12 protein-coding genes are annotated in these 13,519 nt (G+C 62.9%); 1 reads left to right on the top strand and 11 read right to left on the bottom strand.

Annotated features, from left to right (window positions below; translation table 11 throughout):
- From VFE81_RS28525 to VFE81_RS28500, 6 genes are all read right to left on the bottom strand, one after another.
- Nucleotides 1–1,060 (bottom strand): APC family permease (locus tag VFE81_RS28525; RefSeq protein WP_325047782.1); only part of this gene is annotated, 1,060 nt, incomplete at its 3' end.
- A gap of 293 nt (nt 1,061–1,353) precedes the next feature.
- Nucleotides 1,354–2,295, bottom strand: a complete 942-nt coding sequence (locus VFE81_RS28520) for a helix-turn-helix domain-containing protein (RefSeq protein ID WP_325047781.1) — start codon at nt 2,293–2,295, stop codon at nt 1,354–1,356.
- Between the two features lie 266 nt (nt 2,296–2,561).
- Complete coding sequence (locus tag VFE81_RS28515; protein WP_325047780.1) at nt 2,562–3,902, bottom strand: aspartate aminotransferase family protein; 1,341 nt, start codon at nt 3,900–3,902, stop codon at nt 2,562–2,564.
- Nucleotides 3,903–3,957: 55 nt separating this feature from the next.
- A complete protein-coding gene (locus tag VFE81_RS28510; RefSeq protein ID WP_325047779.1) occupies nt 3,958–5,457 on the bottom strand; it encodes an aldehyde dehydrogenase family protein in 1,500 nt (499 codons plus the stop codon).
- Nucleotides 5,458–5,688: 231 nt separating this feature from the next.
- Complete coding sequence (locus VFE81_RS28505; RefSeq protein WP_325047778.1) at nt 5,689–6,129, bottom strand: hypothetical protein; 441 nt, start codon at nt 6,127–6,129, stop codon at nt 5,689–5,691.
- 12 nt (nt 6,130–6,141) lie between these two features.
- Nucleotides 6,142–6,891 (bottom strand): helix-turn-helix transcriptional regulator, encoded by a 750-nt coding sequence (locus VFE81_RS28500; RefSeq protein ID WP_325047777.1) that lies wholly within the window; start codon nt 6,889–6,891, stop codon nt 6,142–6,144.
- Between the two features lie 232 nt (nt 6,892–7,123).
- On the opposite strand from VFE81_RS28500, the gene VFE81_RS28495 reads away from it, so the two are divergent.
- The gene (locus VFE81_RS28495) at nt 7,124–7,909 is read left to right on the top strand and encodes an SDR family oxidoreductase (RefSeq protein WP_325047776.1); all 786 of its coding nucleotides are present in this window, start codon (nt 7,124–7,126) and stop codon (nt 7,907–7,909) included.
- Nucleotides 7,910–7,917: 8 nt separating this feature from the next.
- Here the strand turns inward: VFE81_RS28495 and VFE81_RS28490 are convergent, their stop codons facing one another.
- The 5 genes from VFE81_RS28490 to VFE81_RS28470 all read right to left on the bottom strand — a co-directional run bounded on the left by VFE81_RS28490 (nt 7,918) and on the right by VFE81_RS28470 (nt 13,393).
- A complete protein-coding gene (locus VFE81_RS28490) occupies nt 7,918–8,721 on the bottom strand; it encodes an SDR family oxidoreductase (protein ID WP_325047775.1) in 804 nt (267 codons plus the stop codon).
- Entirely contained in the window at nt 8,718–9,533 is an 816-nt protein-coding gene (locus VFE81_RS28485) for a MoaF C-terminal domain-containing protein (protein WP_325047774.1), read from the bottom strand. The genes VFE81_RS28490 and VFE81_RS28485 overlap by 4 nt, the downstream gene beginning before the upstream one ends.
- A 278-nt stretch (nt 9,534–9,811) precedes the next feature.
- Nucleotides 9,812–10,924 (bottom strand): class II histone deacetylase, encoded by a 1,113-nt coding sequence (locus VFE81_RS28480; protein WP_325047773.1) that lies wholly within the window; start codon nt 10,922–10,924, stop codon nt 9,812–9,814.
- Between the two features lie 58 nt (nt 10,925–10,982).
- Complete coding sequence (locus tag VFE81_RS28475; RefSeq protein ID WP_325047772.1) at nt 10,983–12,221, bottom strand: MFS transporter; 1,239 nt, start codon at nt 12,219–12,221, stop codon at nt 10,983–10,985.
- 110 nt (nt 12,222–12,331) lie between these two features.
- Nucleotides 12,332–13,393 carry a porin gene (locus VFE81_RS28470; protein WP_325047771.1) on the bottom strand — a complete coding sequence of 354 codons (1,062 nt, stop codon included), beginning with the start codon at nt 13,391–13,393 and terminating at the stop codon, nt 12,332–12,334.
- Nucleotides 13,394–13,519 lie beyond the last annotated feature (126 nt).

Below are 13,519 nucleotides of genomic sequence, written 5' to 3'. Positions count from 1 at the left end.
CCACCGCCGTTTGCAAAAGCGAGCCGATATGCGGACTGCAATGAACGCGATGCGTGCGGCCGAGCGCCTGCGGGAGCAAACCTTCACGGCCCGTTGCGAAGAAATAGCGCGACGCTGAGTTGTGAAAAGCCAGCAAGCCCGCATACACGCTTGTGATAAACAGCACGCTCATTGCCGTGGTCAGTGTCTTGTTGGCGTAGTGATCGGAGAGCGTGTAGAGGAACGTGGTCGGATCGCTCAATGCGGTGAGCGTCTTGACGATCTTGTCGCTGCCCGCGCCGATTACCATGCACCAGGCGGAAAACGCGTAGAACACGCCGATCAGCAGCACCGAAATGTAGGTGGCCAACGGCACCGTGCGTTGCGGGTCTTTCGCCTCTTCGCTATAGATCGTGGTCGCTTCGAAACCAATAAAGCTCGCGAAGCAGAACAGGAAGCCGATTGCCGGCGTGCCGCTCATGAAGGTATGCGGCGTGAACGAAGCTGCGTTGATGCCGCTGTCGCCGCCGCTTTTCAGAATGGCCAGATCGAGGATCAACACGACGATGTATTCGCCGAACACCAGCAGCGAAAGCACCTTCGCGGACAGATCGATCTGCCGGTAGCCGAATACGCCAATGCTGGCCATCGCCACGAGGGAGCAGATCCACCACGGCGCATTGAGGTTGAAGTGCGTGTTCAGGAAACCCGAGGCCACCGCGCCAAACATGCCGTACAGACCGATCTGCATCGTGTTGTAGCCGAGCAGTGCGATCAAAGCCGCCGCGCCGCCCGCGGTGCCGCCGAGACCGCGAGCCGTGAACGCATAGAAGCCGCCAGCGTTGGTCACGTGCCGCGACATTGCCGTATATCCGGCGGAGAACATCAGCAGGATCACCACTGTGGCGACCAGCAAGGCCGGTGTGCCCGCGCCGTTGCCGAGCATGATGCCGATTGGAAAGCCGCCCGCGATTGCGACCAGCGGGCCGGCCGCCGAGATCACGAAGAAGATGATGAAGCCCAGTCCCAACGCCCCCTTGCGCAACTCGGTGGACGGTGACGGTTCAGCGACGACGCTCATGTTTTCGGCTCCTGGATTTTCTTTCGTCTGCATCACGACGAAGTCGGACGCAGTGCAAGTGTTGATGCACTGTAGAAAGCCAAAAATGCCGAGTGAGAGCACAAATCGGCAAGGCAGCGCGAACTTGGGTTTACGCCTAGGCGTCGCTGACGCAGCCAACAGGGCATCGAATCTGGACGTGAAAGATCGGGCGGGAAGCGCGCAAGCACGCCCGCAAACGGGATTCGTTCATGAGTGAGAATCAGACAAGGAGGGCCACTCGCTCACGCGCCCCTGAAAACGCGCGTTGGACGTTAGCTCAAGCGCGGCGTCTGCGACGGCAATTCGCCGAACAGGTCGCGATATTCGCGGGCGAAATAGCCAAGGTGGGTGAAACCCCAGCGGCACGCGGCATCGCCGATCAGGAGCTCCTCCGCGCTCGTCATGCGTAGCAGCCGATGCACGGCATTGAGCCGGATCGAGCGCAGGTATTCGACGGGCGTCACGTTGGCCACGCGCTGAAAGCTGGTTTGCAAGGTCCGGCGACTGCACCGCAGCGCGCGGCACAGATCGAGCACGGTGATCGGTTGGTCGGCGTTGTCCTGCAGAATACGCTCGCAGCGCCGCACGACGTCGCTATACGTGGTGTGCGTGAGGTCTCGCGGCGGTGTCTGCGACGCGCTTTCGATCAGACCGAGCAGAACGCTGATCATCTCGTCGCGGAATACTTTGGTCGCGGCGGGATGCGCGAACGCGGCGGTATTGTGCTCGGCGGAGTCGAGAAACGGTGCAAGCCGCTCACGCAGCATCACTCCGTGCTCGTCGGAAAGTGCCAGCACACCGCCTTTTACCTGACGGCCGGCGTGTTCGCCCACCGTCACGCTCAGCAGTTCGTCCATCATTTCGGCGGAGACGCTGATGCCGGCGTAGTGCATCGACTCCGGCGTGTAGAAGCGAAATTCCTCGCCCGCACCGAGCAGCAGCAGCGCGTATCCATCCACGCGCCGCCCCTGAAACGTGCCGACGAGCGGCGCATAAAGTGGCACCGCGATCGAAGCCAGACCGGCCGGCGACACGCCATACTGCGCCACCCGGCGGTTGGTGGTTTCGCGAAAGAAATGAAAGTCGCTCGAACTCGCCTGCACGAGCGTGCTCTGGAAGCGGCCCGGCGTCATCTGACGATAAACCTGCTCCCAGCCGCTCACCGCCAGCGAATGATCGTGCACGTCGGCAAGCGTACTGATCCGGAAGTCCATGTCCCCTCCCGCCTACTCTGAACAGGCTACATTCATGCGATGACGGCCCGGCCTGTCGTAGCGGACGCCAACCTGGATGCAGACGAAAGCCGCGCCTCGCGGGGTCTCTCTCTGCAGATGAAGAAGCAATGTTATTCCAGGCTGGCGGATGTGGCGCGATTTTAAAAAACGGCGACACGTCCACGGATTCAGTTTCACCGCGCGCTGCCCCAACCCGGAATGCACGGGTGCATTCTGCAGCGCGCCTCAACACTTGACCAAGTCAATTATGCAAATTTCACTTCATCGAAGCCCGCGGCCAACGCGCCGACGAGCGCGTCGAGTTGCGCCGGTTCGATCACCAGCGGCGGCGACAGGATGATTTTCGTGCCGACCGGCCGTACCAGTGCGCCGTGCGTGCGCGCCACTTCGGCCACCGCGTTGGCATAGCCCGAGGTCGGGTCGATCGGCTCGCGGGTTTCCTTCGACTTCACCAGATCGAGCGCGACCATCAGGCCCTTGCCGCGCACGTCGCCCACTGCCGCATAGCGTTCGGTGAATGGCCGCAGCGCTTCGAGCAGATGCGCGCCCTGCTGCGCGGCGTTGTCCGGCAGGTTCTCGTCCTTGACGATCTTCAGGTTGGCCAGCGCCGCCGCGCACGCAACCGGATGCCCCGCATAGGTATAGCCGTGCATCAACGCGCCGGTGAAATTCGCATTGTTCATGAAAGCCTGCTCGATACGCTCGTTGAACGCGGTTGCACCAAGCGGAATGTAGCCTGAAGAAATACCCTTCGCGAAGCACATGATGTCGGGTTTGACGCCCCATCCGCGACTGCCGAACATATTGCCGGTCCGGCCAAAGCCCGTGACGATTTCGTCGGCGATCAGCAGAATGCCGTACTTGTCGCACACTTCACGAATCAGCGGCCAGTAGTTTTCCGGCGGCACGATCACGCCGCCCGCGCCCTGCACCGGTTCAGCGATGAACGCGGCGATCGTGTCGGGGCTCTGGAAAATGATCTCTCGTTCCAGCATTTCGGCACAAATCCGGCCGAGCTCGGCGGGATCCTGCGTGAACGGATTGCGATAAAGCCACGGCGTTTCCACATGAAAACAACCCGGCAAATTCGGCTCGTAATTGCGACGGAACGCAGTGTTGCCGTTCACTGACGCGCCACCGAAGTGCGTACCGTGATAGCCCTGCTTCAGCGAAATAAACTTGGTGCGGTCCGCCTCGCCTTGCAACTTCCAGTACTGACGCGCGAGCTTCAACGCGGATTCGACCGCATCCGAGCCGCCCGAACTGTAGATCACGCGGCGCATGCCTTCCGGTTCGAGCATATCGATCAGCACTCTCGACAATTCCTCGGCGCGCGGATGCGAAATACCGTCGAACAACTGGAAGTATTCGAGCTCGTCCAGTTGACGCACAATCGCGTCCTTCACTTCACGCCGGTTATGGCCGACGTTGACGTTCCAGAGACCGGCCACGCCGTCGACGAGCTTATTACCGCGATCGTCGAACACATAACAGCCGTCGCCGCGCACGATACGGATCGGCTCGCGCTGCTGCATTTCAGCGGGGTGCTGCATCGGATGCCAGAAGGCGGAATCGTTCGTTCCCATAGTGCTTACTCCGTAAAGTCCAGTTTGTTGGTAGGTTCGTGTGACTGCGTTCGGCTCAATGCGCGATGCACACGGACTTGGTTTCCGTAAAACCTTCGATGGCGTACTTGCCGAATTCTCGGCCGATGCCCGATTGTTTAAAGCCGCCGAACGGCATGCCCGGATCGAGCGGTACGTGGCAATTGACCCACACGGTGCCGGCCTCGATCTGCGGCACGAGGTTCATTACGGTCTTAAGGTCGTTGCTCCACAGGCTCGCGGCGAGGCCGTACGGTGAATCGTTGGCGAGACGCAGCGCTTCGAGTGGATCGTCGAACGGGACAATGGCGAGCACGGGACCGAACACTTCGTCCCGCACGATTGCCGCGTCGTGCGGCACGTCGGCGATGACGGTGGGGCGAACGTAGTAGCCCGGCAGATCCACCGGCTTACCGCCCGCAAGAAACTTCAGGCCGGCGGCCTGAGCACGCGCGATGTGCTGCATGACACGGTCGCGGTGCTGCGCGGACACCAACGGATTGATCTGCGCAGCCGGATCGAGGCCAGGTCCCAGCGTCATGGCGTTGGCGATATCGGCGAGACCTTCCGCCACTTGCCGGTACTTGCTGCGATGCACGTAAATGCGCGAAGCCGCCGCGCACACTTGTCCCTGATTGAAGAAGCCCCCAGCCAGCGCGCCTTGAATCGCCTGCTCGACGTCGATATCGGCGAGCATCACCGCCGGATTCTTGCCGCCGAGTTCCAGCGAAAAGCGCGTCATGTTCTGCACGGCGGCTGTGCCGACCAGCTTGCCCGTCGGCGTCGAGCCGGTGAACGAAATCTTGCTGATGCCCGGATGCGCCGCCAGCGCGGCCCCGCATTCGCGGCCACCGGTAACGACGTTAAACACGCCCGCAGGCACACCGGCTTCGAGCGCCAGTTCGGCGAGACGCAATGCCGTCAAAGGCGTTTCCGGCGATGGCTTGATCACGATGGTGCACCCTGCTGCAAGCGCCGGCACCAGCTTCCATACGGCAATCATCAGCGGGAAATTCCACGGCACAATGCCGGCGACCACACCGATCGGCTCCTTGCGCGTAAACGCCGTGTAGCGCGTACCGGGCGGAAACGGAATCGATACGTCCAGCGTTTCGCCGGTAATCTTGGTCGCCCAACCCGCCATATAGCGCGCATATTCGATCGTCGCGCCCACTTCCACCGTGCGGGCGATGTTGATCGACTTGCCCTGATTCAAGGTTTCGAGTTGTGCGAGGTCTTCGGCATTGGCTTCGAGCAGGTCGGCAAAGCGCAGCAGAATGCGCTCGCGATCGGCGGGACGCAGGCCGCTCCATACGCGCGCATCGAACGCGGCGCGCGCGTTGCTCACCGCGTGATCGACGTCGGTTGCGTCCGCGTCCACTACGGTCGCAAGGCGTTCGCCGCTCGCCGGATTGAACACGTCCAGACGACGCTCCGAATGCGCGTGTTGCTGCGCGCCGCCGATAAACAGGCCGAAATCGCGCTGCACGAATGCGCGAACCGCATCGCTGACGACAACCGTTGCATCGTTACTCATATCCTGGGCCTCTCGTTGATGTCTCGTTGCTATCCGATTCATGGCCGCGGAGGCCATCGTGTTGAAGAATGGTGGCACGCCGGTTTGTCCACCGTTAGCGCTAATCGGCAGGCGCACCGCGCTTAAGGGAAAACATCTAGCGCTCGCTTGCGGTTGCATGTGGGGTTACACGCTAGCGTTACTTTCCTGCGGTTAATTACTTGCGTGTACGTGCCCGGGGTACGCCCCGGATCACGCGTAAAGGCAACACTCGAATGCCTCGCGCTGCACGAACAGCCGTTCGGGCAATAGCACCGCTTCGGCCGCATTGATCTGCATGAACAGCGCAAAACGCACACCATCGCTATGGCCGACAATTGCGCAATTCGTTTCTACGAAACCACGGTTAAAGCGCGGATCACCGCTCAGAATGTCGACGTCGTCATGCAACCCGACGCACCGCGCGCCATCGACGATGTTCCAGCTATCCGGCAAACGCAGCAGAATGTCGGACACGTCTTCTTCGCGAGAGATCACGGCGGCCAGCGCGGCCTGACGACGTTGGAACCAGCGAGCGCCATGCATGCTGTCGGCGCGTTCCACCGCTACGGCCGCGACGGCGTAGAGGAGCATCGGCTCATCGGCCTCAACCGGTTCGACGCGTGTGCCACCCATCGGCCAGGTGTCGATCATGGCGCCGGCCCTTTATAGAAACAGCGCGCCGATCATTTCCGTGCGGCTCGACACGCCGAGCTTGCGGAACATGCGCAACAGATGGGTTTTGACGGTGGGCTGCGCGAGTGCGAGGTCGCGTGCAATCTCCTTGTTCGACAAACCGTTGCGCACGAGGCGCGCAATCTGTTGTTCGCGATGCGTCAGGTTCGGACGGATATCGGTGTGGGCGTCGCCGTCGTGGCGCAGGTGCGTGCGCATTGGCCGCTGATCGCGCAGCGCGGGCACCAGCGCGGCTTCCAGCAGCGGTTGCACCGCCCTCGCGTGCCGCTGATCGTCTTCGGAGAATGCTTCCGCGGGCGCCATGCGCAACAGCGAAAACGCGGCCACCGAACGCGTGCCTCGTGTGCCTCGCGCGTCGTCACGCAGCAGGACCTCCATCACATCGACCACCTGATGTGGATTCAGGAAACGCCGCCAGTACACCGAGCCGCCACGCACAGTCTCGGGCAGCGCACCCGCGAGCGTAATCACGCTGCCTGTCTGCGCGGAAAAACGCGATGGATGCATCGGATCGAGCGTGCAGTAACGCTGCAAATACGTGCGATGCATCGTCTCGGTCATGCCGAACAGCTCGAAGCCCGACGGTTCGTTGTCCGCGCCGACCCAGTAGAAGACCGTCGCCGAGGGTCGCACCAGTTGCGCGAGCGCGTTCACAGCGGCGCCCAGTGCGGGCATGAAGGCGCTTTGGGACGCAGCTTCGTCGCGAATCGTGTTCAACATGGCGCTCTCCCGGTTCACCAGCTCAAGACCATCGTACGAACGTGCGATTCCGTTGCGTGAGCACGAATTGGCAAATCGACGCGCCTCGCGCACTCAAACGACGGTTGCGCTGTCATCCTTTTGCCTGATTCCGCGGTACGCCCACCGTGTCTAGACTCTGGAGACACACTTCACTCCTTTCAGCACGCCAGATCACGTCCAGTCACGCTCAATTACGTTCATAAGGAACGCCATGTCCCAACAACGCACGGTTGTCATCACAGGCGCAGGCACCGGTATCGGTGAAGCCTGCGCCCGGCTGTTTGCTTCGCGCAGCGCGCGCGTGGCGCTGATCGGCCGGCGCCGCGAACCACTCGAACGGGTGGCACGCGAAACCGGCGGCCTGGCGCTCGATGGCGACGCAGCCAGCGCCGCCGACTGGCAGCGCTTCATCGCCGCGATCAAGGCCGGCGGCGGCGCTATCGATGCACTGATCGCCTGCGCCGGCGGTTTCGGCATGGGCACAGCCACCGAAACCGACGACGACGCCTGGTCCGCCGCGATGCGCGCGAATCTCGACACGGCCTTCGTCGCCGCCCGCGCCTGCCTGCCCGATCTGATCGAACGGCGCGGCGCAATCGTGCTGGTCGCCTCGATCGCTTCGCTCGCGGCGGGGCCCGCTGTGTGCGGCTACACCACGTCGAAGCACGCGCTGATCGGCCTGACGCGCTCGCTCGCCCGCGACTACGGCCCGCATGGCGTGCGCGTCAACGCGGTATGCCCCGGCTGGGTCCGCACGCCGATGGCCGATGCGGAAATGCAGCCGTTGATGCAGCGCTACGACGAAACGCTCGACGCGGCCTATCAGCGCGTCTGCGCCGATGTGCCGTTGCGCCGTCCCGCACACGCAGAAGAAATCGCGGGCGTATGCGAGTTTCTGGCATCGCCCGTTGCGTCGATCATCACTGGCGCCACCCTCGTTGCCGACGGCGGTTCCTCGATCGTCGACGTGCCGACGCTTGCGTTCGACCATATGTAAGCGGGGTCTTAGTTCATCGCGGCGGTCGACTCCGGCAAGGTCGCACCGCCGTCGACCACGATGGTTTGACCGGTGATGTACGAGGCCGCGTCGGACGCCAGAAACAGCATGGCCGCCGCGATATCCGACGGTTCGCCCAGGCGTCCGAGCGGAATCGCCTGTTCGATACGGCGGTTGTGCGCGTCGTCGCCGAGATTGCCCATCGCGGGCGTGCGGATCATGCCGGGCTCGACGCCGTTGACCGTGATCCGGTGCTTCGCCAGCTCCAACGCTGCGGCTCGAATGAAGCCGTTCACGCCCGCCTTCGACGCCGCGTAGTGCGCGAGCCCCGGATATGCCACACGGGGCCCCGTCACCGATGAGGTCGCCAGCATCCGCCCGCCGCCTTGCCGGATGAATGCGGGCGTCGCCGCCTGCGCGAGCCAGAACAGCGCGGCGAGATTGACGGCGAAGGTGCGCTGCAGAATCGCGGGCGTGATCGCATCGAAGGCGGTGAGCGGGAAATACGCCGCGTTGTGCACGACCACATCGAGCTTGCCGAAGTCCGTTTCCACATCGGCAACGAGGCGCCCGATCTGCGTGTACTCGGCCATATCCGCCGCGTACGCGCGGGCCACGCCGCCCTGCTGCGCGAGACGTTGCGCCGCTTCCGTGGCCGCGTCGATGCGCAGATCCGCGATCGCCACGCAGGCGCCGCGCGCGACAAACGCTTCGGCAATGCCACGTCCGATGCCTTGCGCACCACCGGTCACCAGCACCCCCTTGCCGGCGAAATCACGCACGCTCGTCGTAGGCTGCGCGGCGTCGTTCATTGCGGATGCCGCGTCACGTTGAGCACTTGGGCAAGCGCGCCGACCGGGAAATTCGACAGCGAGTCGAACTGATTGCCCTGATAACCGAAAATCTTGCCGTCGGTTTTTTTGCGTTCAAGGTCGATCATCACGACACCGAGTGTCGGAACGATTTTTTCGCGCCAGACGAACAGGTACAGATCTTTGGCGATGGCGATGTAGTGGCAACGGTCCACATCGGCGAGACCGGCTTCCACGCCCGAGAGGCATTGCCACGCATAGAAGTTGTCGTTCAGATAGACGTGTTCGTACTGCTCCGTGGCGCTATACGTGTACAGGTTGCGCATACCGATCAGCTCGCGAGTCGGATGATGCAACGCCGCGTCTGTCCCTGCGTTAGCGCCCTGTTGCGCGATCCTGCCGTAACGGAACTGCGCCTGTACGCCCGTCAACTCCATGCCTCGCTCGACACGCGTGAACGCATCAGTGCGGGCTTCGCTTTCATTTGGCAAGGTGCCGACCATTGTGGTGCACAAACCCTGTTTCACATCGAGCACGTAGCTCGTCGCCGCCGGCCTCGATCCATCGCCGCCGCCGATGTAATCGACGAAGTAAATGCCGTCGCGCACCGAGGTGACCCGGCATTCGAATTGACCGTTTTCCGTACGCAGCACACCGGCGGAGACGAACGTCAACGTCTCGGCCGGGCCATCGGCGAATTCGAGCTTCAACGTGCGGCCGGTCAGATCGTCGACGGGCGGCAGGATATGGCTGTCGGGTGCGAAACCTTCAGCCAGCGCGCCGACCTGAATGAAAACGGGTTGAGATGTCATGTTTGTATGGCTCCAGTAGTTTGATGATTTGCCGCGGCGCTATTCGCATCGAGCGCCAGGCCGCGGCGCCTGTGACTACTGTACGGAGACCGCGGGCGCGGCGGCATCGACCATAAGGATGACAACACCTGTGGCTTTGGGCGGGCCAAAACGCCTGAAAGACCCCATGCCCATGGTCCTGCAGCCTTCCGAGGCTTTGGAGGCCTCGGAAGGCTTTTGGCGCTTCGGAGGCTTTAGACGCCTCGGAGGTCCTAGACTCGTCAGAGCCGTCAAACGCCCTACAGCAACCCAAACTCGCCGGCCATCTCATCGATTAGCCCACGCTGAAACGCCTTGAAACGCTCGTTAGGCTGCTGCGCGATCGCCAGATCGAGCATCGGATCGGTCACTTGCGTACGCACGTCCGCCAGCGTTTCGACAATGGCGTGCCCGCAGAACGGCACGTACGCTTCCGAATACCCACCCTCGTGCACGATCACCAGACGCCCACCACAATAACGTTCAGCGGCATCGCGCATCAGTTGTGTCATCGTGCGATAGCTCTCGCTGTGCAGCAGCATGCGTGCGAGCGGATCGACCGCACTCGCGTCGAGCCCGCTCGCCACCACGATCAGATCCGGCCTGAACGCGTCGAGCGCGGGCAGCACGATGCGCTCGAACGCATACAGATAGGCGTCGTGGCCGCCGCCCGGCAACAACGGAATGTTCACGTTGGCACCCACGCCCGCGCCCGTGCCGCGCTCGTCCGCGCCGGAGTAACCCGGCGGAAAGCAGCGGTCCTGATGCAGCGAAATCGTCAGCGTGTTGGGATCGTCGTAATAGATCGACTGCGTGCCATTGCCGTGGTGGACATCCCAGTCGATCACCGCAACGCGTTCGACGCCATGCTTCGCGCGGGCTGCTTCGATCGCAATGGGAATATTGGCGAGTAGGCAGAAGCCCATCGGCTTGTCGCGCAGACAGTGATGGCCAGGCGGGCGCGACAACGAGAATGCGTTGCTTGCCCGTTTGTCGAGCACGGTGTCAATCGCGCTGATGGCAAGCCCTGCCGAAAGCGCAGCGATCTCATAGCTGCCCTTGCCAAACGGTGCGAGGTCACCCAGATCGCCGCCGGTCGTGTCGCTGAGCGCCTTGAAGCGGTTCAGATAATCGCGCGGATGGACGCGCAGCAAATCTTCTTCAGTGGCAAGCTCCGCACCCTGCATGTCGAGCGACGCCGCCAGCCCCGAGGTCTGGATCAGCGCCAGCAGCCTGCGTTTCGAATCGGGCGATTCCGCGTAACCGCTGCTCGATGGCGGCTGCACCCAGCCGCCGACCGGAAAGAACAGTGCATGCGTGCCACCCGTATGCCAGAAGGTGCGTTCATCCGTGAAAAATGCTGTTTTGCTCATGATGTCTCTTACCTGTAGTTCACCTGCGGATTTAAATCGACCGGGTTCGACTGCACGGTCACCGACGCGCGCCCGGCACTTCGAGCCCGCTACGCTCGACACGTAGCAGGCAAACGAAAGACAACGCGCAGATCACCGCCGCGCCCTGAAACAACGTATTGAGTCCCACACCCGCGTCGAGGAGAAGCCCAGCGATCAGCGGACCGACCGCAAGCCCCGCGCCGATCACGAAGTTCAGCGTGGCGATCAAACGCCCCGACGTGTCGGTTTTTGCGGCTGCGGCGAGGATGAACGGGAGCACAAAGGTCCACGCGAATTTGAAGGCGAAAATCGCGGCGGCGTAGCCCGTCGAACCGGGATGCGCCGACAGACCGAGCAGGGCTGCGACGAGGATCGCGTAACCCGTCAGCAGCATCGCGGCACGCGCGATCCGGTTGCCGATGAACGACGCGCTTGCCGCGCCGACAATTCCCATCACGCTCGCGGTCGCCAGCAGTTCGCCGGTGTGGCCGGCGTCGAGTCCGGCGAGCGACGCCGCCTTGCTCGCGAACGTCCAGACGCCGCCGATTGCCACATAGAAAGCGAGCACGCCGCCGATCACCAGCGTCGCGAGAAACCACGTGCTGCCTGCACGGTTGACGCTGGACCCAGCCTGTTGCACCTGCTTGCCGCTCGCCCCGCCCAATGCCGGATCGAAGCCACGCGTCAGCGGCGATGCGATCAGCGCGAGCACGGCCAGCACCACATACAGCGCGCGCAAACCGAACGCGTCGAACAGATGCGGCAGCACGAACAGGCCGAGCGCACCGGCCACCAGCTGGCCCACCACCCACAAGCCATACACGCGGTCGCGATTGCCGCTCGTCGCCGCGCTCGTCATGCACAGCACCATCAGCGTGCCGCCGCCGAGCGCAGTCAACGCACGCAGCACCAGCAACACGACAAAGCCCGGCATCAGCACCGCCGTGGCGAAATTGCCGACGCAAAACACCGCCGTAGCGATTGCGGCGACCCGGCGCGCGTCGACTCGTCCCAGCCACAAGAGCGATGGCAAGGTCGCGCAACTGAACGCGCCGAGTTCGACGAAGAAATACGTGCCGATCTGCGAGGCGCTCAAACCGAGCTGTCCGCCGAGTTGCGCAGCGACTGCCGGCGCGACCAGCAGCAACAACGGTGTGATCGCAGCAAACACCACCAGCGACAGCAGCGTGGACGTCGCGAATTCGCGCGGCACGGCCGTAGGCGCCGCGGCAGCAGCGGCGGCCGTGGCAAATGAAGATGTCGAAGAAGTTTTCATGGGGCTCAGAGGTAACGGTTGCGGTTGCAACGAAGGCCGATACGCGGCCTATGAGAGGCGAATACAAGCCGGCGTTGTCGACACTGAGACGCTACGCCAGCGGCGGCCAATCAGAACGTGTGATACATGCCGAGCATCGCGCCGAACTGCGAGGCGCCATCGAGCGGCGTTGCGTCGTATTCATAGACCGGCTGCGAGCTTTCACTGCTGTTACGCGAGTAGCCGAGATTCACATACGCCACCGTGCGCTTTGACAGCGCATAAGTGCCGCTCGCGATGAACAGCGTCGGATGACCGACACTCGGCGTGTTCGACCAGGTCTGATAGACGCCGCCCGCGAGGCCGACGAAATTGTTGACCTGGTAACGCGCCCCGCCCCACGCCACGGTTTTCGACGGCGCGAGCGATCCGGTTTGCCGCTCAGCGCCGCCGTACAGCGAAAGCGTCGCAATGTCCCAATGCGCGGCCAGCGTGCCGATGGTCTGCTGCAGTCCCGAGGTATCCACCTCCCCCGACGCCGTGCCTTGCGCCCGATGCAGCGCCGCGCTGATGCCATAGCCGTTGCCGCCGTATTGCGCGCCGATTTCCAGCACCCGGCCCGAGCGCGAATTGCCGGCCACACCACCGGTCGCCGCCAACGCTTCGGCGCTGAAGCCGCCGTAATCCGCGGTTTTGAACTTCACCGAGTTATCAATGAAGTTGGCCGACAGCGGCACCAGCACACCCTGGCCGCTGTACGCCGCGTACAGCAGCGGGTCGTAGAAAACCGTGCGGTCGAACAGCACGCTGAACTGCCGCCCGAGCGTGACGGTGCCGAATTTGCCGGTCAACCCGACGTAAGCGCCGCGAAAGAATGCGTAACCAGGCACCGTGGCCGTACCATCGTTCACGTTGATGCCCTGCTCGAGGCGGAAGATCGCCTGCAAGCCGCCACCCAGGTCTTCCGTGCCCGTCAACCCGATTTGTGACGGCAACACCCCGTAGTTCTGCAAGTTGACAGCGCTGTGCTGCCCGTCCGCATTCGTGCGGTACTGAACGCCGGCGTCGATCAAACCGTACAGCGTGACACTCGATTGCGCGTGTGCGGTCGTGGCGCAGAAGCCAGCCGCCACGCTCAATGCCGCAAGCGTCTTTCGTCGACCGCTGCGCTGCCGTGATACGTTTCGTTTCATCGAGAAGCTCCAAACCGTCTGATGTTTTTGTAATGTGTCCGTTGCTGCGGGCTGCATCCCTCATCGAGTGCAACGGCAGTGTCGGTAGCGGCAATTGCGCTGAATAGACGTCCAGATGAACGGTAT

Origin of the sequence: Paraburkholderia sp., assembly GCF_035656215.1 — a bacterium.
Classification (GTDB): Bacteria; Pseudomonadota; Gammaproteobacteria; order Burkholderiales; family Burkholderiaceae; genus Paraburkholderia.
The sequence above is the reverse complement of the archived record's forward strand: the minus strand, read 5'-3'. Positions and strand labels throughout refer to the sequence as shown.